20 protein-coding genes and 3 tRNA genes are annotated in these 23,438 nt (G+C 60.8%); 17 read left to right on the forward strand and 6 right to left on the reverse strand.

The annotated features are described in order from the left end of the window. Positions 1–5: 5 nt before the first annotated feature. The 7 genes from F3089_RS03880 to F3089_RS03910 all read left to right on the forward strand — a co-directional run bounded on the left by F3089_RS03880 (position 6) and on the right by F3089_RS03910 (position 6,230). Positions 6–1,271 (forward strand): NAD(P)/FAD-dependent oxidoreductase, encoded by a 1,266-nt coding sequence (locus F3089_RS03880; RefSeq protein WP_151439530.1) that lies wholly within the window; start codon positions 6–8, stop codon positions 1,269–1,271. Next, positions 1,268–2,149: a DUF1365 domain-containing protein gene (locus F3089_RS03885; RefSeq protein ID WP_151439531.1), complete on the forward strand. Its 882-nt coding sequence runs from the start codon at positions 1,268–1,270 to the stop codon at positions 2,147–2,149. Before F3089_RS03880 ends, F3089_RS03885 begins: the two co-directional genes overlap by 4 nt. Continuing rightward, positions 2,137–3,417, forward strand: coding sequence for an SAM-dependent methyltransferase (locus tag F3089_RS03890; protein WP_151439532.1), 1,281 nt, complete (start codon positions 2,137–2,139; stop codon positions 3,415–3,417). The genes F3089_RS03885 and F3089_RS03890 overlap by 13 nt, the downstream gene beginning before the upstream one ends. Positions 3,418–3,419: 2 nt before the next feature. Then, positions 3,420–3,956 (forward strand): DUF2878 domain-containing protein, encoded by a 537-nt coding sequence (locus F3089_RS03895; RefSeq protein WP_151439533.1) that lies wholly within the window; start codon positions 3,420–3,422, stop codon positions 3,954–3,956. Continuing rightward, a complete protein-coding gene (locus F3089_RS03900) occupies positions 3,940–4,683 on the forward strand; it encodes a hypothetical protein (protein ID WP_151439534.1) in 744 nt (247 codons plus the stop codon). Before F3089_RS03895 ends, F3089_RS03900 begins: the two co-directional genes overlap by 17 nt. Before the next feature lie 84 nt (positions 4,684–4,767). Then, positions 4,768–5,580: an exodeoxyribonuclease III gene (xthA, locus tag F3089_RS03905; protein ID WP_151439659.1), complete on the forward strand. Its 813-nt coding sequence runs from the start codon at positions 4,768–4,770 to the stop codon at positions 5,578–5,580. A 26-nt stretch (positions 5,581–5,606) separates the two neighbouring features. Beyond that, positions 5,607–6,230, forward strand: coding sequence for a TetR/AcrR family transcriptional regulator (locus F3089_RS03910; protein ID WP_151439535.1), 624 nt, complete (start codon positions 5,607–5,609; stop codon positions 6,228–6,230). 6 nt (positions 6,231–6,236) lie between these two features. Here F3089_RS03910 and F3089_RS03915 read toward each other — a convergent pair whose 3' ends face one another. Next, positions 6,237–6,668 (reverse strand): phasin family protein, encoded by a 432-nt coding sequence (locus tag F3089_RS03915; protein WP_151439536.1) that lies wholly within the window; start codon positions 6,666–6,668, stop codon positions 6,237–6,239. Between the two features lie 63 nt (positions 6,669–6,731). On the opposite strand from F3089_RS03915, the gene F3089_RS03920 reads away from it, so the two are divergent. The 5 genes from F3089_RS03920 (at position 6,732) to F3089_RS03940 (ending at position 14,778) form a co-directional block, all read left to right on the forward strand. Further along, positions 6,732–7,550, forward strand: a complete 819-nt coding sequence (locus tag F3089_RS03920; protein WP_151439537.1) for a lysophospholipid acyltransferase family protein — start codon at positions 6,732–6,734, stop codon at positions 7,548–7,550. Next, entirely contained in the window at positions 7,547–8,500 is a 954-nt protein-coding gene (locus F3089_RS03925) for an SDR family oxidoreductase (protein ID WP_151439538.1), read from the forward strand. The genes F3089_RS03920 and F3089_RS03925 overlap by 4 nt, the downstream gene beginning before the upstream one ends. A 36-nt stretch (positions 8,501–8,536) precedes the next feature. Continuing rightward, entirely contained in the window at positions 8,537–10,609 is a 2,073-nt protein-coding gene (gene prsK / locus F3089_RS03930) for an XrtA/PEP-CTERM system histidine kinase PrsK (protein WP_151439539.1), read from the forward strand. Between the two features lie 108 nt (positions 10,610–10,717). Next, the gene (gene prsR, locus F3089_RS03935; protein WP_151439540.1) at positions 10,718–12,106 is read left to right on the forward strand and encodes a PEP-CTERM-box response regulator transcription factor; all 1,389 of its coding nucleotides are present in this window, start codon (positions 10,718–10,720) and stop codon (positions 12,104–12,106) included. Then, complete coding sequence (locus F3089_RS03940; RefSeq protein ID WP_151439541.1) at positions 12,103–14,778, forward strand: tetratricopeptide repeat protein; 2,676 nt, start codon at positions 12,103–12,105, stop codon at positions 14,776–14,778. Before prsR ends, F3089_RS03940 begins: the two co-directional genes overlap by 4 nt. A gap of 107 nt (positions 14,779–14,885) precedes the next feature. Here the strand turns inward: F3089_RS03940 and F3089_RS03945 are convergent. Both F3089_RS03945 and F3089_RS03950 read right to left on the reverse strand, forming a co-directional pair. Next, positions 14,886–14,970: transfer RNA gene (locus F3089_RS03945), tRNA-Leu, on the reverse strand. 123 nt (positions 14,971–15,093) lie between these two features. Continuing rightward, a complete protein-coding gene (locus F3089_RS03950; RefSeq protein WP_151439542.1) occupies positions 15,094–15,870 on the reverse strand; it encodes a class I SAM-dependent methyltransferase in 777 nt (258 codons plus the stop codon). Positions 15,871–16,193: 323 nt separating this feature from the next. On the opposite strand from F3089_RS03950, the gene F3089_RS03955 reads away from it, so the two are divergent. Continuing rightward, positions 16,194–17,612, forward strand: coding sequence for an aminotransferase-like domain-containing protein (locus F3089_RS03955; protein ID WP_151439543.1), 1,419 nt, complete (start codon positions 16,194–16,196; stop codon positions 17,610–17,612). A gap of 11 nt (positions 17,613–17,623) precedes the next feature. Here F3089_RS03955 and F3089_RS03960 read toward each other — a convergent pair. Both F3089_RS03960 and F3089_RS03965 read right to left on the reverse strand, forming a co-directional pair. Then, positions 17,624–17,697 (reverse strand) — tRNA-Cys (locus tag F3089_RS03960). Positions 17,698–17,715: 18 nt separating this feature from the next. After that, positions 17,716–17,791: transfer RNA gene (locus F3089_RS03965), tRNA-Gly, on the reverse strand. Positions 17,792–18,046: 255 nt separating this feature from the next. On the opposite strand from F3089_RS03965, the gene F3089_RS03970 reads away from it, so the two are divergent. The 3 genes from F3089_RS03970 to F3089_RS03980 all read left to right on the forward strand — a co-directional run bounded on the left by F3089_RS03970 (position 18,047) and on the right by F3089_RS03980 (position 21,578). Continuing rightward, on the forward strand, positions 18,047–19,177 hold the full coding sequence (locus tag F3089_RS03970; protein WP_151439544.1) for a TauD/TfdA family dioxygenase: 1,131 nt from the start codon (positions 18,047–18,049) through the stop codon (positions 19,175–19,177). Next, positions 19,178–19,759 carry an HD domain-containing protein gene (locus F3089_RS03975; RefSeq protein ID WP_151439545.1) on the forward strand — a complete coding sequence of 194 codons (582 nt, stop codon included), beginning with the start codon at positions 19,178–19,180 and terminating at the stop codon, positions 19,757–19,759. It begins immediately after the preceding gene. 250 nt (positions 19,760–20,009) lie between these two features. After that, positions 20,010–21,578, forward strand: a complete 1,569-nt coding sequence (locus F3089_RS03980) for a BCCT family transporter (protein WP_151439660.1) — start codon at positions 20,010–20,012, stop codon at positions 21,576–21,578. Here F3089_RS03980 and F3089_RS03985 read toward each other — a convergent pair. Continuing rightward, entirely contained in the window at positions 21,575–22,513 is a 939-nt protein-coding gene (locus F3089_RS03985) for a LysR substrate-binding domain-containing protein (protein WP_151439546.1), read from the reverse strand. The two genes, F3089_RS03980 and F3089_RS03985, sit on opposite strands and share 4 nt — an antisense overlap. Positions 22,514–22,707: 194 nt before the next feature. Here F3089_RS03985 and F3089_RS03990 point away from each other — a divergent pair, with 194 nt between their 5' ends. After that, complete coding sequence (locus tag F3089_RS03990) at positions 22,708–23,319, forward strand: Tll0287-like domain-containing protein (protein WP_151439547.1); 612 nt, start codon at positions 22,708–22,710, stop codon at positions 23,317–23,319. Positions 23,320–23,438: the final 119 nt, after the last annotated feature.

The raw sequence follows: 23,438 nt of genomic DNA on the forward strand, positions 1-23,438 counted from the left end.
CTTCCATGACTGAACCACAGCGAATTGCCGTCATCGGCAGTGGCATCTCGGGACTTGTCTGCGCCTGGCTGTTGAGCCGCCGGCACGAGGTTCATCTCTACGAGGCCGAGCATCAACTGGGTGGCCACACCAACACCGAACACGTTGAAGCCGGCGGCCGGAGCTGGCCGGTGAATACCGGCTTCATCGTCTACAACGACTGGACTTACCCGGGGTTCATCCGGATCATGGATCAGCTGGGCATTGCCTCGGAAACCTCGACCATGAGCTTCAGCGTGCACGGAGGCGCCACGGGTCTCGAGTACAACGGCACCAGCCTGAACGCGCTGTTTGCCCAGCGCCGCAATCTGGTCAATCCATGGTTCCTGGGAATGGTCGGCGAAATCCTGCGCTTCAACCGTCTCACCCGGGACGACCTGGTCAACGACCGGATCGCAGAGACGGAAACACTGGGTTATTACCTGCAGCGCCATGGGTTTTCGCGGTATTTCCGGCAGCATTACATCATTCCCATGGGAGCCGCGATCTGGTCCGCTTCGGAGAGCGATATGGACCGTTTCCCGGTGCGTTTCTTCCTGCGGTTCTTTAACAACCACGGCATGCTGTCCGTCTCCGACAGGCCTGAATGGCGGGTCATCCAGGGCGGCTCCGAGGCCTATATCCCGGCGTTGACCGCGCCCCTGGGGCAACGCGTTTACACCAATACGCCGGTTAATACCGTCTCCCGGGACGCGGAAGGGGTCACACTGACCTCGAGGCGCGGCAATGAACGCTTTGACCAGGTCATCATCGCCAGCCATGCCGATCAGGCACTGGCCATGCTGTCGGACGCCACGGAAGCGGAAAACACTATCCTGGGCGCACTGCCCTACCAGCCCAATGACGTGGTCCTGCATACAGACCCCTCGGTACTGCCCCGCAGCCGCCGTGCCTGGGCCGCCTGGAACTACCATCTGCCAGAGTCGGCGGATGAGCCGGTTTCCGTCACCTACAACATGAACATCCTGCAGAATTTCCGCGACGCCCCAGAGACTTTCTGCGTGACGCTGAACCGCACGCATGCCATTGATCCCTCCCGCATCATCAAGCGGTTCAGCTATTCGCACCCGCGCTTCACCCTGGAGGGCATCAATGCCCAAAGCCGCTATGAACGGATCGGGGGCCACCATCGTACTCATTACTGTGGTGCCTATTGGTTCAACGGGTTCCACGAGGATGGCGTGCGCAGCGCCCTGCGCGTTTGTGAAGCACTGGGAGAAACACTGGAATGAGTGCTGAGCCTCTCAAGAGCGGATTTCTCGAAGGCAGCATCCGCCACCGGCGGATGATGCCGGTACGGCATGACTTTGAGTATCCCATGGGGATGTACGCCGTGCGCCTGGACGAATGGGACAGGCTGGAGGGTCTTAACCCCGGCATTTCAACAAGGCGCCCGAACCGGGTCTGGTTCCGGCGCCGCGACTATTTCCAGCCCGGTAACGGATCACTGGACGGGGCTGTACGCCGTCATGTTGAGATTGCCACCGGCAACCGCCCCACCGGGCCGATCGAGCTCATCACCCATCCGCGTTACTGGGGCTGGATCTTCAATCCGGTGAGCTTCTACTTCTGCTACGCCCGGGACGCGGACGCCCAGAGGAACCCGGTGCCCGAGGCCATACTGGCCCAGATCACCAATACGCCCTGGGAGCAGCGCCACAGCTACGTGCTTTCGGGCGGCAGTATCACGGAAACAGGTAACGGGTGGCAGAGCCGTCGCTACCGTTTCGCCAAGCAGTTCCATGTCTCACCCTTCAACCCCATGGAACAGGATTACGAATGGCTGTTCGGGTTCCATCCCGAAGCGCTGCGTGTGCACATGACGGTACGTGGCCATGAGGGCCGGGTCTTCGATGCCACACTGGCCACCGACCGTCAGCCCCTCACCCCGGAAGTGGCGGGACGTGCGCTGCGGCGCTTCCCGGCGGAGACCCTGAAAGCCAGCCTTGGCATTCACCTCAACGCCTTCCGGCTCTGGCGTAAGGGGGCGGTCTTCCACGATCACCCCCAGTGGGAGGGTGCCTCCGCCAGCAACCTGGAACCGGCACTGGGCGTGCCAGCCAATGCATCATCGGATCAGTTTGGAACGGTAACATCATGGAAAACCTGAAAATAACAGCACCGCGCTCATCACTGGCGCCCGTCGATCACTGGGCTCGCGTCCTGGTTACGGCAACGCTGCGCAATCTCGAACAGGGTCAGCTGCGCGTGGTTGAAGGCGACCGTGAGAGCTGGTTCGGCAGCGACGACGGTCTACACCATCCGGTGCAGTTGACCGTACATGACGCCTCCGCCTGGCGGGACATGGTCTCCGGTGGCAGCATCGGCGCCGCCGAGGCCTATGTGGCCGGAGACTGGGATTCCCCCGACCTGACGGGTCTTCTGCGCTTCTTTGCCCGTAACAACGACCGCATGAACGGGTTCGAGGACCGGGTCTCCTGGGTAACCCGGCCGGCCCGGCGCTCCCTCCACTGGCTCAACCGCAACACACGCACCGGCGCGCGCAAGAACATCGAGGCACACTACGACCTCGGCAATGACCTCTTCGAGCGCTTCCTCGACCCAACCATGATGTACTCCGCCGCCATCTTCCCCTCTGCGGAAAGTACTCTGGAAGAGGCCTCCCGCTACAAGCTGGACCGGATCTGCCAGAAGCTGGATCTGCGCCCAGGGGACCAGGTGGTGGAAATCGGCACCGGCTGGGGCGGTTTCGCCCTCCACGCGGCACAGCACTATGGCTGCCATGTGACCACCACAACGATCTCCGCCCAGCAGTACGAATGGGCCCGGGAACAGATTGCGGCTCAGGGTCTGGATGACCGCATAACGCTGCTCTACGAGGATTACCGCAACCTTGAAGGGACCTACGATAAACTCGTCTCCATCGAAATGATCGAGGCGGTGGGGCCGCAGTTTCTTGGCGAATACATGGAACAGCTCAGCGCGCTGCTCAAACCGGACGGCCTCGCCCTGATCCAGGCAATCACACTCCCTGAGCAGCGATACGAGCGTGCCCTGAAGAACGTGGACTTCATCCAGCGCTACATTTTCCCGGGCAGCTTCATCCCATCGCTGGGCGCCATACTGGGCGCAGTACGGGACCACTCGGACCTGGTCTTCAGCCATGCAGAGGACATTGGCCTGCATTACGCACGCACCCTCGCCTGCTGGCGGGAGCGCTTTGAGGCCAACCGTGACGCCATCCGCAGCCTCGGGTACTCTGACGCGTTCATCCGCCTGTGGCGGTACTACTTCGCCTATTGCGAGGCTGGATTCGCGGAGCGGCGCATCGGCAACATCCAGCTTCTGATGGGCAAGCCAGACAACCGCCGCTCCTGCATCGTAGCCGCCGGCGACCTCACCGATGGGAGAACCTGAGCATGCGGAGTCTCGCGAACTTCATCCTCTTCCAGCTCGGGTGGTTCGTGGCCGTGCTGTATCCCGGCCAGCTGGCGGCTCTCGCCGGCGTGGCCGTGGTCGCTGCCCACCTGATGTTCATCAGCGCCTTTCCGCAGCGCGAATTCCGCTTCATCCTCATGGCCACCGTGCTCGGCAGCGTATTGGATGTTCTCCACCAGAACCTCGGCATTCTCAGCTTCCCCGGCCACGAAGGCGCCTATGCCAGCGGCATGATTCCGGTATGGCTGGTCATGCTTTGGGCGGTTTTTGCCACCGCCGTGAACCACTGCCTCTACTGGATGCGTCATTACCGGCTGGTACTCTTTGGTCTGCCACCGTTCGCGGGCGCTCTCGCTTACGCTGCGGCTGAAAGCGTCGGCACCATCGAGATCGGTTACGGCCTCTGGGGCATCGTGGCCATCGGCGTTGGCTGGGGGCTGATATACCCTGTGCTGGTGCGTATCAGCCAGTGGCTGGAATCCATTGAGGAAGTGCCTCTCTATGAACAACGCTGGTAACCGCTTTCTGGCCGGATTGCTGCTGGCCGGGATCACGATCACGGCATCGGCGGAGAAGGAAATCCGCTTCAGCGGTAGCGCCGAATCCCTTGATTCCGGGAAAATCGTCTATACCGAACAGCACCGTCAGACCGGCGAATGCCGTAATGGGTTCTGGGCGCCCCGTGAACACCAAGTGACCTACCGCGACCCGGAGGGTGACATCATCGCCCAGAAAACCCTGGATTATGGTGATACCCCCTCGCGTCCGAGCTTCACGCTGGAAGATCAGCGCTTCGGTGAGCGCATGCAGGTTCGCAACCCGGAAAATGGACGGGTGCGGATCCGCTACCGTGCCAGCAGCGGAGACGAGTCCAGCTATCGCATCAAGGCCCCGGATAATGGCGTGATCGACGCCGGATTTGAGGTTATGGTGCGCCAGAACTGGGAAACCCTGGTCGAGGACGGTGAGGATGTCCGCATCCAGTTCCTGGTTCCCACCAGGGGCAAGTTCTACGCTTTCGATGCCGAACCCGCACAAATGCAGGCCCTGGATGGGGAGCATGTGTTCCGCATCAGCGTGGCGGGCTGGGTCTCCAGCTGGTTCGTGGACCCCCTTCACCTTGCCTTCAACGATAAGCGCCAGCTCACTGATTTCCATGGGCTCACCAACATTCTTCGCAATCCCGAGGACAATCACAGGGCGCACATCCGCTATGAGCATGAAAACGCGCCCGGCTGCCACTGAGCCCCTGCACCCGTGGTCGAGCTGTGGTAGGGTATGGCGCCGTTGTACACCGACTTCGCACACATGCAGAAAGACCCGGACCTCATGCGCTTCGTTACCTTTAACGTGAATGGCATCCGCGCACGGATGCACCAGCTCGAGCAGCTCGTGAACGATTACCAGCCCGATGTGATCGGGCTTCAGGAAACAAAGGTTGCGGATGACCAGTTTCCCGCCGCGGAGGTGGAACAGCTGGGGTATCACGTGAACTGGTTCGGCCAGAAAGGCCACTACGGTGTGGCGCTGATGAGCCGGAACGAGCCGGTACGTGTCCAGCGTGGCTACCCGTGGGACGACGACGATGCCCAGCGCCGGCTGATCACGGCGGACATTCCGGTGGGGGATGAAACAGTGACGGTCATCAATGGCTATTTCCCACAGGGGGAAAGCCGGGATCACCCCACCAAGTTCCCCGCCAAGGAGCGGTTCTACCAGGATCTCCAGCGCCTGCTGCGGGAGCAGTATTCACCCGAACACCCGCTGATGGTGATGGGGGATCTCAATATCTCCTCCACCGATCTTGATGTGGGCATTGGTGAGGACAACCGCAAGCGCTGGCTGCGCGAAGGCAAGTGCTCCTTCCTGCCGGAAGAACGGGAATGGCTGCAGCAGGTCAAGAGCTGGGGGCTGAACGATGTCTACCGCCATCTCTACCCCGAGACCGATGACGACTTCAGCTGGTTTGACTACCGCAGCCGTGGGTTTGAGCGGGATCCCAAGCGTGGCCTGCGGATCGACCTGATCCTGGCGACGGATGCCCTGGCCCAGCGCGTGACAGACGGTGGTATTTCCTACAGTATCCGGAGTATGACCAAGCCCTCCGACCACTGTCCGGTATGGGCTGACTTTCGCCGGTAAACCGAGCACTGGGATGGTGCGGCCGCATGAAGCGCAAGACCCGTGATCGGATCCTCGACGCCAGCCTTGAGCTGTTCAACGCGGACGGGGAGTCCAACGTGACCACGCTGCAGATCGCTGACGAGATCGACATCAGCCCGGGCAACCTGTATTACCACTTCAAGAGCAAGAGTGAGATCGTCACCGAGCTCTACGACCGCTATGAACACGAGATCCAGGAGCTGCTTGCGGTACCGGAGGTCGAAATCTCGGTGGACGACCAGTGGCTGTTCCTGCATCTGCTGTTCGAAACCATCGCCCGCTACCGCTTTCTCTACCAGGACCTGGTCAATGTCCTCTCCCGCTACCCGGTCCTGCAGCCGCGCTTCCAGCGCATTGTGAAACAGAAGTACCAGGCCACGCGCCGTATCTGCGCCAGTTTCCGTGAACAGGGCATCCTCTCGGCAAGCGACCGGGAAGTGGAGGCGCTGTGCCACCAGATCGTGCTGACCCTGACCTACTGGCTGAGCTTCGAGATGCTGTCACACCTGAACCAGAAGGATTCGGTGGATCTGGGGCGGGGTGTCTACCAGGTCATGGTTCTGGTCGCCCCCTACCTGCGCGCCGAGGAGCGCGAGGCACTGGAGGCGATGAGCGAGGACTATCTCTAGGCGGGCTCAGTCACCGCGCTGCTGTTCCAGCTCTCTGCGCAGCTTTTCCACCTCGTCCTGCAGGTGCTGTACCTGATGCTCCAGGTCACGGACCCGCCCAGGCGCAGGAATACCCAGCCGATCCAGTGCCTTTGAAACACGTTCGTCAAACACGGATTCCAGCCGGTTCCAGGTACCGGAAGCGCGCTCACGGACTCCGTCCACACTGTCCTCAACGGCTTTCACCTGCCGGTTGACGACCCCACGGGTGCGTTCCTCAATGTCCTCGCCCTCCTTGACCAGACGCTCGAAGAACCGGCCTGCGTCCTCCTCCGCCTTGGTATAGGCTCCCAGCCCCGCCAGCCAGATCTGGCGGGCGGAATCCTTGATCCGCTCGGCCATCTGCTGCTGTTCATGGCTGGTTTCAGTGCTGGGGTCTTCGTCTTTATTTTCCGCCATGGGCTTGGACTCCGGCGCATGCTTTCTGTGAGAATCCCATTATACCTGAACCCGGGGCCCGGCATGAAACTGAGACAGTATCTGAAGAAACGGATTGTGCCCGAGGCGGTCGACCGTCAGGTGGATCGCATGCGCAAGGTCACCGGCAGCCTTGGCCATGATCCCTGGGGCTTTCAGGAGGACGCCGCCAAGATCGGTATGACACTGGTCCGGCCCATCCACGATTACTGGTTCCGGGTGGACAGCCGGGGTGAAGAGCGCGTACCGGACGAAGGGCCAGTACTGCTGGTGGCCAACCACAGCGGCCAGCTGCCCCTGGATGGCCTCATGATCGGGTACACCCTCGCCAACCGGGCGAGGAACCCCCGCCTGCCCCGCGCCATGATCGAACGCTTCTTCCCCACCGTGCCCTGGCTGGGCAACCTGCTGAACCAGGTCGGGGCCGTTCTCGGTGACCCTGCCAATTGCGCCCGCATGCTGGAAAACGGCGAAGCGGTGATCATCTTCCCGGAGGGCATCCGGGGCTCCGGCAAGCCCTACCGCGAGCGCTACCAGCTCAAGCGCTTTGGCAGCGGCTTCATGCGTCTGGCCATGGAACACAACGCCACCGTTGTGCCGGTCGGGGTTGTTGGCTGTGAGGAAACCATGCCGGCGTTCGGTAACGTCCGTCCTCTGGCACGCTGGCTCGGTGTCCCCTATGTGCCGGTCGCCGCACCTGTGGTTCTCCCGAGCCGGGTGCTGCTGCGCTTCGGCGAACCCATGCACTTCCAGCCGGACCCGGAAATGACCGAAGAGACCATGGCGCGGCATGTGGACAGGGTCCGCAGTGCCATCAGTGATCTGATCGACCAGGGCCTGAGCGAACGGGAGCGGGTGTTTTGAGCGGTTCAGCGGAGAACAGGCCCACCCTGCTGGTTACCGGTGCCGGCGGTGCCCTGGCCCAGCAGGTCATACAGCGCCTGCGGGCGGATTACCGGATCGTTGCTGTGGACTTCCGCGAGGAGGTCTGGCTCGGCCCCGACGTCGCCAGTTACCGGGTGGACTTCCAGAAACGTGGTTTCGAGGATCTATTCCGGCGCTACCGCTTTGACGGCGTTGTCCACCTCGGTCGCATCATGTCCAGCCAGGGGACCCGGATGAGCCGCTACAACGCCAATGTGCTGGGCACCGACCGGCTGCTGTCGCTCAGTGACCGCTATGGCGTGCGCCGGGTCATCGTCCTGTCCACCTATCATGTCTACGGTGCCAATGCGTTCAATCCCGCACTGATCGACGAATCCTACCCACTCAAGAGCGCCGGGCTGAGCATGGATCTGGTGGATTCCGTGGAGCTTGAGAACCTGGCCACCATCTATCTCTGGCGGAACCCGGATCTCAACATCACCATCCTGCGGCCGTGCAACATCGTGGGCCCAGGTGTGCGCAACACCATCAGCAATCTCCTGGCCTCGCACAATGCGCCGGTCATGGCCGGTTTCTCGCCCATGATGCAGTTCATCCACAGCGAGGACATGGCTCGCGCGATCGAAACGGCCTACCGCCAGCCGCACACGGGCATCTTCAATGTCGCACCCCAGGACTGGGTGGACTACCGCGATGCACTGGAGGCCTGCGGCTGTCGGCCGATTCCCGTTCCCTCCATCCCCCCGATGCTGCCCCGCACCCTGCTTCGGGCTCTCAATATGAGACGTTTCCCACCCTATCTGATGGATTTTTTCAAGTATCCTGTCATTATTGATGGTCGCCAGTTCGCCCAGCGTTTCCAGTTCGAGCCGGAACGCCGCCTGGAGACGATTTTCCGTTACTATCGCGAGCTTCGGTACCAGTCCTGAACGCCCGCGACTCCGAATGAGCAAAGGGAGTAACAGTTGCTGGAGTTCGGTGTTGTCAGCCACCTTGCGGCGGCGGTGGTCTATAGTGTCCTCGCAGGCTTTACCGCCTGCCGCTACCTGCGTCGGGGTACCGACAGGGCCCTGTTTCTGGCCGCCAGCCTAACCGCGCTCTGGGCCATTGCTATCGTGGCGCAGACCCTTTGGGGCTGGCCCGAATTCGCCCTGCGCTATGTTATCGAACTCGCCCGTAACAGCGCCTGGATCCTGGTGCTCTTCGCGCTGATCCGCGATGCCCGGGATCACAGCCTATTCTCCCGCCGGCTGTTGCTGTTTGCCAGTGGTGCTCTGCTCACGATTCTGGCCGTCCTCATCGTTTCCGCCCTGACAGGATGGGCACTGGATATAAACCTGCTGTCAGCGCGGGCGATGCTGTTCGCACAGCTTGCCATTTCGCTGCTGGGAATCAGCGTGCTGGAACAGATCTGGCGCAATGCCTCGGCCTATGGGCGTTCCAGTATCCGCTATCTGTGCTTCGGCATCACTGGCGTTTTCCTCTATGAATTCCTTCTCTATGCGGATGCACTGCTCTTCAACCGTATGGCCAGCGGACTCTGGGACGCCCGTGGTGCGGTCAACGCCCTGCTGACGCCCCTTTTCGCCGTCAACCTGATCAACGCCCGGCGTCAGCCCGTCCAGCTGCAGCTGTCACGCACCTTTGTCTTTCACGCCGGCACGCTGGTCTTCGCGGGCATCTATCTGCTGATCGTCGCGATCGGGGGCTACTATGTCCGGCTTGCCGGGGGGGAGTGGGGGGAAGGCCTGCAGGTGGTGTTCATCGCTGCCTTCGTGCTCCTGTTTGTGCTGCTGATGGCCTCCAGCTGGTTCCGGGCACGGGTCATGATGTTCGTCAGCCAGAATTTCTTTGACTACAAGTACGATTACCGCGACGAGTGGCTGAAGATGACCGAGACCTTCAGCAACCTCAACGAGGACCCCCCCTTGCCGGAACGGGCCATCCGCACCCTTGCCGGACTTGTCGAAAGTCGCACCGGAGCCCTGTGGCTGCGGGACGATGAAGGCCATTTCTCATTCCAGGCATCCGTGGGGCTGGTGCCGCCCAAACACACACAGATCGACGGGGATGCGGAACTGACGGCATTCTTTCGCGAGCGTGAATGGATCCTGGACATGGACGAATACTCCGTCGATCCCGTGCGCTACAACCTGCTCGAGATTCCCGATGCCATTCTCGGTTTCAACGACCAGTGGCTCATCATTCCTCTCTACCTCGGGCGGGAGCTCTATGGCATCGCCCTCGTTGGCTCTCCCTATACCCGGGTTGAGCTCAACTGGGAGAATTTCGACCTGATCCGCGTGGTGGGCCGCCAGCTGAGCAACTTCCTCGCCCAGGCGGACGCCCAGAGCCGCCTTTCCAGAGCGCTGCAGTTCGAGGCCGTCAACAAGGCTTCCGCGTTCATGGTGCACGACCTCAAGACACTGATCGCCCAGCTTTCCCTGCTGGTCAGCAACGCCCCCAAACACCGCGACAACCCCCAGTTCATCGATGACATGATCGCCACCACCGATCACGCCGTAAATAAGATGTCGCGACTTGTCGAACACATCCGTCAACCGGAAACCGCGGAACGGGAAACCGAACTGGATGTTGCCGCCCTCGCTCAGCAGGTGGTGGATCAGCGCGGTAACCAGGAACCCGCGCCGGTCTATGAGGGTCCCTTATCCAATGTGATTGTCCGGGCCGATCCACAGCAGCTGCAGAACGTACTCTCCCATCTGGTGCAGAACGCCCAGGATGCGACGCGCCGGGACGGCGAAGTGAGCCTCACCCTCAAGGCGGGCAGCGGGGCCGCGGTGCTGTTTGTCCAGGATACCGGCGACGGCATGAGTGAAACCTTTATCAGGGACTCGCTCTTCCGTCCTTTCCAGAGCACCAAGGGCCTGACCGGAATGGGTATCGGGGCCTACCAGGCCCAGGAATACGTCAAACAGATCGGGGGCGCCATGGACGTCACCAGTGAACCCGGAGTGGGCTCCTGCTTCACCATCCGGCTGCCCCTGGCCTCGCCTGATGCCCATTCAGAGCCCTAAATGCTGCAGAAATCACGTTAATGATCATTCACTATTGGCATCAGCAGGCAGAAAGCATACGCTCAGCCTGAGGGGCGCTGATCGCGCTGACCGCAGTAAGGAAAATCCATGCAGGGAAATGCCGAAGCACGTCGTCTGCTCATCATAGAAGATGACCCTGGCCTGCAGAGCCAGATGCGGTGGTGTTTTGACGGAAGTACCGAGGTCACCGTCGCAGAGGACCGCGAGGAGGCCATGGCCGCCCTTCGCCGATGTGAACCGCAGGTTGTGACTCTGGATCTGGGACTGCCACCGGATCCCGGTGGCGCCAGCGAAGGCTTCCGTCTTCTAGAGGATATCCTTGGCCTGGCACCTGCCACCAAGGTTATTGTCGTAACCGGGCGCGAAGACCGTGAGAACGCGGTGAGAGCCGTGGGCATGGGCGCCGCGGACTTCTATCAGAAGCCGCTGGACAGCGATATCCTCAACTTTGTCGTCAGCCGCGCTTTCCGCCTCCACGAACTTGAGCGGGAGAACGAACGGCTGGCTGTTGGTCATAATGGCGCCCGCCTCAAGGGCATTATTGCTTCAAGCCCTCAGATGATCGCCACCTGCCGAACGATCGAGAAGATCGCACCTGCGGACGTGACCACTCTCATCACCGGTGAAACCGGAACCGGCAAAGAGGTGCTGGCACGTGCACTGCACGATCTCAGCCCCCGGCTCAACAAGCCCTTTGCGGCCATCAACTGCGCGGCCATCCCGGAAAACCTGCTCGAAAGCGAGCTGTTCGGCCATGAGAAAGGCGCCTTCACAGGTGCCAGCCAGAGTAAACAGGGAAAGGTGGAGATGGCACACGGTGGCACGCTCTTCCTGGACGAGATTGGCGATATGCCGCTGTCGCTGCAGGTCAAGATGCTGCGCTTCCTGCAGGAGCGGGTCATCGAGCGTGTTGGTGGCGTGCGTTCCATCCCGGTGGATGTGCGGGTGGTGGCCGCCACTCATCAGGATCTTGAGACCCTGATCCGCAATCAGCAGTTCCGTGAGGATCTCTATTACCGCCTGAGCGAGATCACCGTACCAGTTCCCCCCTTGAGGGCACGTGAAGGCGATGCTGTTCTGATCGCCCAGTCCCTTCTCAGGGAGTTTGCTGGCCAGATGAACCGGACCACCCTGACCTTCTCGGAAGATGCGCTGCGCGCAGTGCGGGCCTATAACTGGCCAGGCAACGTCCGTGAGATGATCAACAAGGTCAAGCGCGCCACCATCATGGCCGAAGGTAAGCGCATCACAGCCGCTGATCTGGAGCTCGACGCCGCGGACGACAGCACCGGTTCCGCCCTGAACCTGCGCCAGGTCCGTGAGGAGGCGGAGCGGCGCGCCATTACCCAGGCACTGCTGTGCGCCGACTACAACATGGCGCAGGCAGCACGGCTTCTGGGCGTTACGCGACCAACACTCTATAACCTCACCGACAAGTACAGCATCGCGACTTCGGTCGCTCAGGGGGTCCAATGAAATCTATCCAGCCATGGCTTCCGCTGGCCCTGCTTCTGGCTCTTCTGGCCGGTTGCAGCAACGACGACCAGATGAGCCAGGAGGAAGTCGAGTTTCTGAGTCATATGGATCAGGCGCAGTTCTTCCGCGAACAGGGTGAGCTCCAGGCCAGCACCCAGGAGGCCCGCAATGCTATGGAGCTGAAGCCGGACCAGTTCGAGCCCTGGTTCCTGGTCATCAGAAACCTGATTACTGCGGGGGATGGAGACACCGCGGAACGCCAGCTTGATGAGCTCGCTGAAAGGATTGATACGGAAGACCCAGAGAACCGGGATCACCTCAACCGCATGGCGCTCGCCCGCGCCCAGGCACGATTGATCCGCGAGGACTGGGACGGTGCTATTGAGGCTCTCGATTCCCTCCGGGAGCCTGAGCGCAACCAGCAGATTACCGCGCACCGGCTCGCTGGCGATGCCCACCGTCAGGCGGGTGATGCCGACGCCGCCCGCCAAGCGTACAAGCGGGCCCTGGATACCAACCCGGGCGCCATCATGGCCCATCTGGGGTTTTCCCGGCTCGCCTGGCAGCAGGGTGATAAAGAGGCCGCCCGGGAACATCTGGCAGCCGCCAGGGAGCAGGACGCCGATGACTCCGAGGTGTGGCTCTGGCGCGCCCGCATCGCCCATCAGGAAGGCCGGTTCGAGGAGGCTGCGGAAGCCTACACCCAGGCCCTTGAGGGCATCGGACGTTACGATGTGATGACCCGTCGCAAATACGAAACCATTTCCCTGCTGATCGACGTGCTGCGTGAGAACGGCAATGCCTCCCAGGCATTCGTCTACGAGGAAATGCTGGCGAATTCCGCTCCGGGAACCATCCGGTCTGGTATGCGGGCTGCCCGCGAGGCCTATGGTGAGGGTAACCTTTCCATTGCTGCCGGCCATCTTGAGGAGGTACTTGCTCAGGCACCAGGTCATGACGACGCCGGCATCCTGCTGGGCATCATCCGGTTCCAGCAGGGTCGTATGGATGATGCCGAGTCACTTCTGTCGGAATACCAGGATAAGGTGGACTCCGGTGAGCTTACCAAGATGCTGGCCGCGGCCCGGATCCAGCTCCAGCGTCCTGAAGAAGCGCGCCGGATGCTGGAGGAGCTGGATCCCGAAGGCAACGACCCCGGAGTGGTCGCACTGATCGGCGTCGCCGCGCTCAGCAGCGGTGAGGACCAGCTCGGTCGTGCCATGATTGAGCAATCCCTGGCGATGGCGCCGGACAACACCGACCTGCGGGTACGGTTTGCCCGCTACCTCGCCTCCGAGGGCAACAATCAGGAGGCGCGGACACAGCTTGAAACCGCCATTGAGCGCGCACCGGACGCGGAACAGCCACGGGCGTTTCTTGCCCGCTTCCTGGCTGAGCAAGGCGAGCACGAAGCCGCCCGGAAGGTAGTGGACCAGTGGCGCAGTGATCAGCCTGACAGTGTCCTTGCCCAAAACCTGGCTGGCGACATAGCACAGCTCCGCGGGGATTCGGACGCGGCGCGGCAACATTATCAGGAGGCCATCGGAATGGATGAGTCTCCCGCCAGCCACCATGCCCTGGGTGCACTCCATGCCCGGGATGGCAACGCGAAGCCTGCCCTGGAGCACCTGCGTCGGGCTGTTGAGCTCGCCCCGGACAGCCCACGCTACCTTCGGGATCTTGTGTCCGTTGCCGCGAATCACGATGCTGAAGACGCCACGCGGGATTTTCTTGCCCGCGTGGCCGACGAAAGTGATTCAGCAACAGCCCCCCATCGCTATCTGCTGCAAGTGGCACTTGAAAGTGGTGATGATGAACGGGCCTCCGAGCTGGTTGCCGCCATCGAGAACCGGCTCGATGACAGCGGCCAGAAGGTCTCTGTGATTGCAGGCGCCTATCTCGCTGCTGCCCGCACTACCGCCGACCGTGGCAATGACGGCCGCACCCGGGAACTCGTGCGCCAGGGGCGCCAGCGCTATACGGAACATGAAGGACTTGCGCTGTTTGAGGCACGGCTTCAGTTTGAGGCGGAGCGTGCCTCGGATGCCCGGGACATTCTCCGCTCGATAAAGACCCAGCACCCCGGCTCTCCCCGGCCCTTCCTGCTGGAGGCGGACTATATGGCCAGCGAGGGCAACTACTCCCAGGCAGCGGACCTGTACCAGCTCGCCCGGGACAAATCCGATTCGCCTCAGACTGTCGCACGCCAGGTGCGCGTGCTGCGTGAGGCGGAGCGCGGTCGCCGTGCCATTGAGGTGCTTGCGGCAGCCACCGAAAAGTTCCCCCAGTCCTCAAGGCTGTACCTCGAACTGGCAATGCTGGAGCAGAGTACCGGCAACCGGGAAGCGGCGCGTAGCGCCTACGAACGGACCCTGCAGCTGGCGCCCGAGAACGCCGTTGCCCTGAACAACCTTGCCTGGCTCCTTCATGAGGACGAACCGGAGCGGGCACTGGAACTGGCGGAAAAAGCCTATAATGCCAATCCGGAAGCCGCCTCCATTGTGGATACCTACGGCTGGATACTCTTCCGCAACGGGGATCTTGAGCGGAGTATCGAGATTCTGGAATCCGCCCATGAGCTGGCGCCCGAGGCCGCGGAGATCCGGGAGCATCTTGCCGCCGTGCACCGGGAAGCCGGAAATAATGCCCGGGCCGAGGAACTCACCCGCTGACGCCCTGGGCAGCCCCCGGGAATGCACACTTCGGACAAAGCGGAACCGGAGAGACCGGGAACGGTTCCCTACCCCTTTGGGCAGCGGCTCAATGTTCAGACTGGAAATGGTGCGGCTGGCCGGACTTGAACCGGCACGCCCGAAGGCAGGGGATTTTAAGTCCCCAGTGTCTACCCATTCCACCACAGCCGCAGAAGGATCAGGAAAGGCGGGAGGATTGTATAAACCCCTGGAAGGGAACGCAATCAGAGGTTCAGAAACAGAAAACCCCGCGGCCGTAACCGCGGGGTTTTCAAAACAATCACGCAGCGGTGTTTATGCTTCCGGCGGACGGAAAGCCACCTGCTGAATGAAGTCCACCTGATTGAGGATGAACGGACGCTGCATGTCGCCGTAGCGTTCAACGTTAACGAAGCCCGCGTCCTCGAGCAGGTGCGTTACGTAGTTCTGACGCAGCGGATACATGTTGAGCTGGAAAGTGCTGCCGTCCTTGAACGTGTAGTGGAACTGCGCCAGACCGCGATGCAGCTGGGCGGGGCCCACATCCACACCGTCACCGCAATAGTTGTACGCATGCTTGGAGCTGTAGCCCTCGTCCAGCATGGTGTCGTAGTTGCGGTGATCGATGATCAGCATGCCACCCGGGCGCAGTGTCCGGAACATGGCGTGCAGGGCATCGCGACGCTGCTCGTGGTCGAACAGGTGGGTAAAGGAGTTACCCAGGCACACGATGGCGTCATATTGTTCCTTGCCCAGGGTATCGTCCAGGGTCAGCCAGTCAGCTACGCAGGATTTATTGAAAGTCGCACCGCGTGCCTTGGCGTTCTCCCGCGCTTTTTCGAGCATGTTCTCTGAGCCGTCAGTGGCGGTGACCTTGAAGCCCCCCAGAGCCAGGGCTACGGCGTTGACGCCGGTACCGCAGGCAACGTCGGCGACGTCTTTTGCGCCGTGAGCGTTGAGCAGCCGTCCGTAGAAGGGTCCATCGCGTTCCAGGCGATCGTCCCAGCCGACCAGGTCATCCCAGTATTCGGCGAAACTGGGGGTATACTGCTCGTACTGTTCGCCGGCATTCGCGTTTTCTACAGCTGTCATGATTCGTTTCTCCTTGAAAATTGGTCCGCAGGAACATCCGCTTGAATCAGATAGGGAGTCCTGCCGTGGTTAACCGTACGCAGGTATTGCATACCGCTTCCCCATCGGTAGGTGGTTGGCACCACCGCCTGAAGGACCAGGCTGGCCAGCGATGGGAACGGGAACGCCGGGCGGGTTTGATGCCGGCGTCCGACCACGACCAAGAAGAACTGTACGCAGATTTCCGTTGACGGTACAGATTCAGAAACGTAAAAAAGAAACCATTACAGTTTTCGGTTTTCCCCTATGGCAGCATCAGGGGGCGATGTAGTTAAGGAGTACAGATGGGCAAGTGGCTCTACGAGGATGTGGCGGGACAGATCGCCCAGCAGATTGAGGACAGTGTCTACAGCCCGGGGGACCGGCTGCCGGGTATACGCAAACTGTCACAGCAGTTCGGGGTCAGCCTGGCCACCGCCGTGGAAGCGTGCCAGCTCCTGGAGGATCGCGGCATCATCCGTGCGCGGCCGCGTTCCGGATTCTACGTTCAGGAACCGGATGCCGCCCCTGTGGAGTGGCGCAAGCCTGAGAGTACTGAGGATGGGCCCACGCTGGTCACAGGCCAGGCCCGCGTACTGGAGCTGATCCGCCAGTATGGTGACCCTGCCCTGCTTCCCCTGGGAACCGCCGTGCCCGATCCCGAGCTGCTGCCACTTACGGCCCTGGACCGCTGTATCGGGCATGCGCGGCGGGTCCACAGGAACCGTGTGGCCGGCTATGACTTCCCTCCCGGAGATGAATCCCTGCGTGTGCAGATCGCCCGCCGGATGGCGGATGCCGGCTGCCACATCAGCCCGGATGACGTGGTCATCACCAGTGGCTGCCAGGAAGCAATCTCCCTGAGCCTGCGCGCCGTGGCCAATCCCGGAGACGTGATCGCTATTGAGTCACCCACCTTCTACGGCATCCTTCAGGCCATAGAATCCCAGGGCATGCGGGCTCTGGAGTTACCGACCGAGCCCGGTGGCGGCATCCACCCGGAGACCCTGGAAAGCGCCATCGAGCGATGGCCGATACAGGCCTGTGTGGCCATGCCCAACTACGGCAATCCGCTGGGCCACCTCGCCTCCAATGAACGCAAGGAAGCGACTGTCCGGCTGCTTGCGGACAATGGCATTCCCCTGATCGAGGACGACATCTACGGCGAGCTGGGGTTCTCCGGTGATCGGCCCTGGGCGGCCAAGGCCTGGGACACGGACGGGGGTGTTCTGTACTGCAGTTCCTTTTCCAAGACACTGGGAACCGGAATGAGGATCGGCTGGGCTGTACCCGGGCGCTTCCGCGACCAGCTCACCTACCTCAAGTACGCGACCAACCAGGCCGCCCCAACCCTGCAGACGCTCGCGCTCGCCCGGTTCCTGGACCAGGGCGGCTACGACCGTTACCTGCGGCGTATCCGGCGGATCTATCAGCGCCAGGTCAACCGTGTTGCGCGCGGCATACAGGAGCACTTCCCCCGGGGCACCCGGGTCAGCCGACCACGGGGCGGATTCGTGCTCTGGGTGGAACTGCCGGAGCACGCCAACACCCTTAACCTGCAACAGCACGCACTGGAAGAAGGCATCAGCATCGCCCCGGGTCCGCTGTTCTCCTCAACGGAACGGTTCCAGCGCTATCTCAGGGTGAACTGTGGCGTTGCGGATGCGGACCGCGTGGACGCAGCCATCGCACGACTGGGGCGACTTACACGGAAAAGGGGGTGACATCGGGTTAATGGAGGCGCGGGTCGGAATCGAACCGGCGTAAACGGAGTTGCAGTCCGTCGCATGACCACTCTGCCACCGCGCCTGAAACAGGGAAGGAAACTGGAGCGGGAAACGAGATTCGAACTCGCGACATCCACCTTGGCAAGGTGGTGCTCTACCAGCTGAGCTATTCCCGCTCTCTGATGGGGCTGTGTGCTGCCCTCGACAACGGGTGTGTATTTTACTGACGCCGCATCTGTCGTCAATAGCTGTTTTCAGGTGACTGATTTAACACCAGCCGGCCAAAATCCGGAAGACAGGCAAAGGCTTCCCATAAGAAAATTGCATAGAGCAGGATAAGCCTCCGGCCCTACTCCCTCGCCCCAGCAGTAACCATCATAACGCCGCGTCGCTAGCGTCAGCCCGCATTCAAACAAGCCGAGGGAGTTCTTATGCCACAGCATCCGTTCATCATTCACCAGCAGCCCGCAGCCGTGCACATCGACGACGGCCGTTCAACGATGGAGGTCAGCCCGCTATGGCTGCGGGAACGGACGCAGGCGCCTGACCAGTTGGAACCAATGACACAGCAGCGTCTGTTCGATTCCCACGCCATCGACGACGCGCTGACCCTGAAAAAGGCTGAACCTGTGGGCACCGACCGCGTTTCACTGTCGTTCAGCGATGGTCATGAAGAAGTGTATGACCTGACCGCCCTGGCCCAGGAGCTGGGCAATACAGCGCCTTTCCCAGCCGCGGAGCCCTGGGATTCCAGCCTGGACCAGCAGCGCGTGCGCTTTGATTGGGTGCGTGTCCAGCAGGATAACGCCTACTTCAAGGCATCTCTGTCAGCCTACCTGCAGTATGGCTACCTGATCCTGTACAACGTGCCGACGGACCCAGAGCGCATCCTGGAGGTGGGGAGCCATTTCGGCTACGTCAAGGAAACCAACTTCGGGCGCTATTTCGAAGTCTATTCACGGCCCACTGGTAATGACCTGGCCTACCGTAGCGTGGCTCTGGGACCGCACACTGATAATCCCTACCGTAATCCGGTCCCCGGTATCCAGCTGCTGCACTGCCTGGTAAACGAAACCAGCGGCGGCCTTTCCACGCTTGCGGACAGCCTCAAAGTGCTGGAGCAGCTGCGCGCCGAAACCCCGGAAGGCTATGAGCTGCTCAAGCGCACGCCGGTTCGCTTTCGTTTTGTGGATGCAGGCACCGAGCTGACCACCCAACGCACCATGATCCAGACGGATGATCACGGCAACCCGACGGGCGTGCATTACAGTCCGCGCCTGGATGCCCTGCCGCTTCTTTCGGATGCGGACACACGCCTGTTCCACCAGGCACGCCAGCGCCTGGGTCAGCTGTTTTCCGACCCCGCTTACGAAGCACGCTTCACGCTCAATGCCGGCGAGCTGATGATGTTCGACAACAGCCGGGTACTGCACGGGCGCACCAGCTATGACCCCAGTGAGGGGCACCGCCACCTCCAGGGCTGCTACCTGGACGCTGACGGGCCGCGAGAGCGCTATGCAAGTCTCCAGAAACTGGATCAAACCACAGAAGAGGTCGCATAAATGCAACAGGTTTCCTTTCGTCAGATGAAAGACGGCACCCGCGAGGATTACGTGCTGCTGGATGAGCTGGAAGAGGCGTTCAATCAGGGACTGGTGGATCGCTTGATGCAGGCGCTACGCAATCTGGAAAACACCCTCAGCGGTTACCAGGTCTCACGCCTCGAGCATTCGCTGCAAACGGCCGCGCGCGCCGAAGCCGATGGCGCGGACGACGACATGATTGCAGGCGCTCTCCTCCACGATCTGGGCGATGAGCTCGCACCCTACAACCATTCTCAGCTCGCGGCCTCGATCATCCGACCCTACGTGCGCGCGGAGGTGACCTGGGTGGTGCGGCACCATGGCCTCTTCCAGAAAGTCTATTATGCGCATCATTTCGGCGAGGACCCCTATGAGCGCGATCGCTACAGGGACCACCCGTGGTACCAGAGTTGCATCGATTTCTGCGAGCGCTACGATCAGGCCTCTTTCGACCCGGATTACCCAACACCCACGCTGGACCATTTTGAACCGCTGTTGCGGCGGGTTTTCTCGCGCGCGCCTTTTGATCCGGCCGTGATCGGTCAAGAGGAACCGGCTTAAAGGTAAGCCCCTGTTGTCACGCACTGCATGAGTGGCAGGCGCCCTGTATTTGCGGGCAGCTGCCACTACATCCCCCCCAAACCGGGCATGCAGCGGGATCGTCGGCCCGATGACCGACTTTAAAGAGGACACAATTATCGCTACCTCAAACGACGCTCCAACGCCTAATCTGCAGGAAGACAACCCCCACGCGGTTATCACCACAGACTACAAGGTAACCGAACTTACCCAGGGCGGTCTGTTCCGTGGCATGCACAAACGCATGACCATTGGCGCAACCCTGCTCATCCTGCTCTTCGTTCTGTTCACCGGCTTGTCAGGTAGCGCCGACACCGTATTTGGCGCAGCCCGAACCTGGATTGAAACAACTTTCAGCGGCTATTACCTGGTGACAGTCATGGCGCTGCTTGCGGTCTGCGCTGTTCTGATCTTCACCCGTTACGGCAGTATCCGCCTGGGAACGGATGACAGCCGTCCGGAGTTCGGGAACTTTTCCTGGTTTTCCATGCTGTTCTCAGCGGGTATTGGGATCGGGATTCTGTTTTTCGGAGTGGCAGAGCCGATTTTCTATTTTGATAATACCGGTGCTTTCGATTACCCGAATAATCCTCATGCCGATATGGCCGGCGCCACGTCACTCAATCAGGAGCGCGCCATTGATGCCCTTCGGGTCACCGTATTCCACTGGGGTCTCCATGGCTGGGCCATCTACGTGATCGTCGGTATGTCCCTGGCGTACTTTGCATTCCGTAAAGGTCTTCCACTGGCACTGCGCTCAGCACTCTATCCGTTTATTGGTGAACGGATCTTCGGACCTGTAGGCCATGTTTTCGACATTTTCGGGGTGCTCGGCTGCGTATTCGGCGTTGCAACCTCACTGGGTCTTGGCGTCAGCCAGATGAGTGTCGGACTGGAGCGACTGTTTGGAATCAGCGACGGTTTGACTACCCAGCTCATACTGATCCTGGTGATTTCCACCCTGTCGATTCTGTCGGCGGCGTTGGGCGTCAAAAAAGGCATCCGGATCATTTCCGAGATGAATATCTGGGTCTCGGTAATGGTGGTCGGTGTTTTCCTGGTTGGGGGCCCTACGCTTTGGTTGCTAACCACCTTTTTTCAGACCCTCTTCGACTATGCCGTCAACGTGGTTCCCATGGGTCTGTGGAAAGCGGACTCCCCGGAGACCGGAGAATGGCAGCGGGCCTGGACCATCTTCTATTGGGGCTGGTGGCTGGCCTGGGCACCTTTCGTGGGTCTTTTCATTGCCCGGATCTCCAAAGGCCGAACGCTTCGTGAATTCGTTCTGGGCGTTCTGTTCGTGCCAACTCTGATCGCTTTTGCATGGCTGGTGATCTTTGGAGGTACCGCCATTCACCAGGAGCTGTCTGCTTCCGGCGGAGCTGGCACGGCAGGCATTATTGAACTGGTCAATGGCTGGAAGCTTCCCGCAGCGCTGTTCGCCACGGCTGATGGCATCGCCGGTACCGGTTTGTTTGGCTGGCTGCTTTCGGCAATGATGGTGTTCCTGTTGATGAGTTGGTTCATCACATCGTCGGATTCGGGCACCCTGGTGGTAACGACCATCCTCTCGTTGGGTGACGAGGAGCCACCACACGTTTTCCGCGTTTACTGGGGTGCAATGATTGGGCTGGTGGCTGCCGTACTGCTGGTGCTGGGTGGACTTTCCGCTCTGCAGACGGCATTGATTGCCGCCGCACTCCCCGTCAGCTTCGTTATCATCCTGATGACCCTTGGCGTGTTGCTATCGCTGGTGCAGGAACCGCGGCAGCCGCTTGCGCAGACAGGTGAGCACGCCTAATACCTGGCATCGACTGGCTGATACGGCTGCATGGCAGCCATCAGCCAGTCGCAGATAGGCTGCACCACCGCGCTGCGGTGGTGTTTCGCGCTCAGCCAGTAGCCATACTCCGTGCGCTTTATTCGCGGCCCCAACGCAATCAGCTGCCCGGTTTTCAGGTACTCCTCCACCAGGATAGACCACCCCAGCGCCACCCCCTGGCGCGCCAGCGTCGCGTGCAATAGCAGCGCATAGTTGTGATAGGCGAAATAATCTTCCCTTGGCGCTAGTTCAATCCCGACCTGATCACACCACTGCAGCCAGTCGAGCCAGCGCGGTTCGTGGATATCCTGGTGCAGCAGTGTGACGTGGTCCAGATCGGATGCCTTTAGCTCACTGCCCAAGGCGTTACTGCGGGCGTAGTCAGGGCTGGTTACAGGGAAGACCTCTTCCCTGGCGAGGAGCTGGCTTTCTTCCTGGGGCAGATAGGGGCCGAAACGAATGGCAATATCTGCTGCCTGCAGCTCAGGGTCGTCCGCCCGGTCAATAGGCTTGAGTGTGAATGTGACCTCGGGGAACGCCTGCTTCATCGCCGGAAGATGTGGCAGCAACCACAGGTGCAGAAATCCCGAGCCGGCCGCAATCACAACCGAGGGCGCCGGCCCTTCTCCCTCACGCAACAGCCGGTCGCAAGCGCCCCGAATCCCGCTCAGGCCAGATGAAACCTCCCGACGGAAACGCTCTCCCTTGGCCGTGAGCTGAAGCTTTCCACCCTTACGGTCAAACAGAGGCATGCCCGCCCACTCCTCCAGTGCGCGAATGCGCTGCGAGATCGCAGGTTGAGTCGTGCGCTCCTCATCAGCAGCAGCCGTCATGGAGCCCAGACGCGCAGTTGCCTCAAAAGCCACCAGTGACTGCAGCGATGGCAGCGATTGGCTGTTTTGAGTTCGCTTCATGGTGGATCACGCCCCGTAATGCAGACAAAGAACATGATAATAATCAACGCAAAAGCTAAATCCTACCCAACGCGATCAGACGGATAGACGCGCATACCCGAAATCATCAAAAACCGGACACTCCGATTTGCCACAGAGAACCTAATCGCAATAATATGAGAATATTCTAATGCACATTGAAACCAGGCCGTCCAATGACTCACTGTATCCGCATACTCGCATTCCTGCTGCTGCTCCCCGCAGTTGCCATCCCATCCGAGCCGGTTCAGGTTCACGAGCGAGATCAACGCATAGAGGGCGCCCGGTCAGTCGTCAATCAGCTGGCAACCGAACTTGCTTCTGAGCTCAGGTCCGCGATGAAGGAAGAAGGTCCAGAGGCGGCAATCCGGGTGTGCAGAGATCGCGCACCGGCCATTAAATCCCGGCTTTCCCGCAAAACCGGCTGGCGGATAACCCGGGTCGGGACCCGGGTACGGAATCCGCTTCTGGGTATGCCAGATGCCCATGAGTCGCGGGTACTCACCCGGTTCCAGGAGCAACTGGATCAGGGAGCGACAATGAAAAACCTTGAGCATAGCAGTATTCAGAAAGTGGGCGACTCCCGCTATCTGCGCTACATGAAACCGATCGGCGTCAAACCCCAGTGCATGGGCTGTCATGGACCGGAAGAGAACCAGTCCGAAGCCATCAGGGCCGCGCTTGAAAAACAGTATCCGGCTGACCAGGCGACAGGCTACGAGCCTGGTGATCTGAGAGGAGCGTTTTCCGTCATTCAGGATCTTGACAGACCCTACGAGGAGCCCTGAGTCGGTACCGGCGCCCGGAGTAACCGTGACCGGGCGCGGCGATACATTCCGTTACAAACTCCAGTGTCCGCTGCCTGATCGATGTGCGTAGTTAACAGTGCACACTTCAATAATTCAGG

The organism is Halospina sp. K52047b (assembly GCF_008709855.1).
In the GTDB taxonomy this organism is placed as follows: Bacteria; Pseudomonadota; Gammaproteobacteria; order Pseudomonadales; family Oleiphilaceae; genus Halospina; species Halospina utahensis_B.

What these genes read in the sequence shown, in the direction of transcription:
- F3089_RS03920 (WP_151439537.1), top strand. Translation starts at nt 6,732, where the DNA reads ATGAAACTGAGACAGTATCTGAAGAAACGGATTGTGCCCGAGGCGGTC.
- F3089_RS03970 (WP_151439544.1), top strand. Translation starts at nt 18,047, where the DNA reads ATGCCACAGCATCCGTTCATCATTCACCAGCAGCCCGCAGCCGTGCAC.
- F3089_RS03885 (WP_151439531.1), top strand. Translation starts at nt 1,268, where the DNA reads ATGAGTGCTGAGCCTCTCAAGAGCGGATTTCTCGAAGGCAGCATCCGC.
- xthA (WP_151439659.1), top strand. Translation starts at nt 4,768, where the DNA reads ATGCGCTTCGTTACCTTTAACGTGAATGGCATCCGCGCACGGATGCAC.
- F3089_RS03940 (WP_151439541.1), top strand. Translation starts at nt 12,103, where the DNA reads ATGAAATCTATCCAGCCATGGCTTCCGCTGGCCCTGCTTCTGGCTCTT.
- F3089_RS03990 (WP_151439547.1), top strand. Translation starts at nt 22,708, where the DNA reads ATGACTCACTGTATCCGCATACTCGCATTCCTGCTGCTGCTCCCCGCA.
- F3089_RS03915 (WP_151439536.1), bottom strand. Translation starts at nt 6,668, where the DNA reads ATGGCGGAAAATAAAGACGAAGACCCCAGCACTGAAACCAGCCATGAA.
- F3089_RS03900 (WP_151439534.1), top strand. Translation starts at nt 3,940, where the DNA reads ATGAACAACGCTGGTAACCGCTTTCTGGCCGGATTGCTGCTGGCCGGG.
- F3089_RS03975 (WP_151439545.1), top strand. Translation starts at nt 19,178, where the DNA reads ATGCAACAGGTTTCCTTTCGTCAGATGAAAGACGGCACCCGCGAGGAT.
- F3089_RS03910 (WP_151439535.1), top strand. Translation starts at nt 5,607, where the DNA reads ATGAAGCGCAAGACCCGTGATCGGATCCTCGACGCCAGCCTTGAGCTG.
- F3089_RS03980 (WP_151439660.1), top strand. Translation starts at nt 20,010, where the DNA reads ATGCACAAACGCATGACCATTGGCGCAACCCTGCTCATCCTGCTCTTC.
- F3089_RS03890 (WP_151439532.1), top strand. Translation starts at nt 2,137, where the DNA reads ATGGAAAACCTGAAAATAACAGCACCGCGCTCATCACTGGCGCCCGTC.
- F3089_RS03880 (WP_151439530.1), top strand. Translation starts at nt 6, where the DNA reads ATGACTGAACCACAGCGAATTGCCGTCATCGGCAGTGGCATCTCGGGA.
- F3089_RS03985 (WP_151439546.1), bottom strand. Translation starts at nt 22,513, where the DNA reads ATGAAGCGAACTCAAAACAGCCAATCGCTGCCATCGCTGCAGTCACTG.
- F3089_RS03950 (WP_151439542.1), bottom strand. Translation starts at nt 15,870, where the DNA reads ATGACAGCTGTAGAAAACGCGAATGCCGGCGAACAGTACGAGCAGTAT.
- prsR (WP_151439540.1), top strand. Translation starts at nt 10,718, where the DNA reads ATGCAGGGAAATGCCGAAGCACGTCGTCTGCTCATCATAGAAGATGAC.
- F3089_RS03895 (WP_151439533.1), top strand. Translation starts at nt 3,420, where the DNA reads ATGCGGAGTCTCGCGAACTTCATCCTCTTCCAGCTCGGGTGGTTCGTG.
- F3089_RS03955 (WP_151439543.1), top strand. Translation starts at nt 16,194, where the DNA reads ATGGGCAAGTGGCTCTACGAGGATGTGGCGGGACAGATCGCCCAGCAG.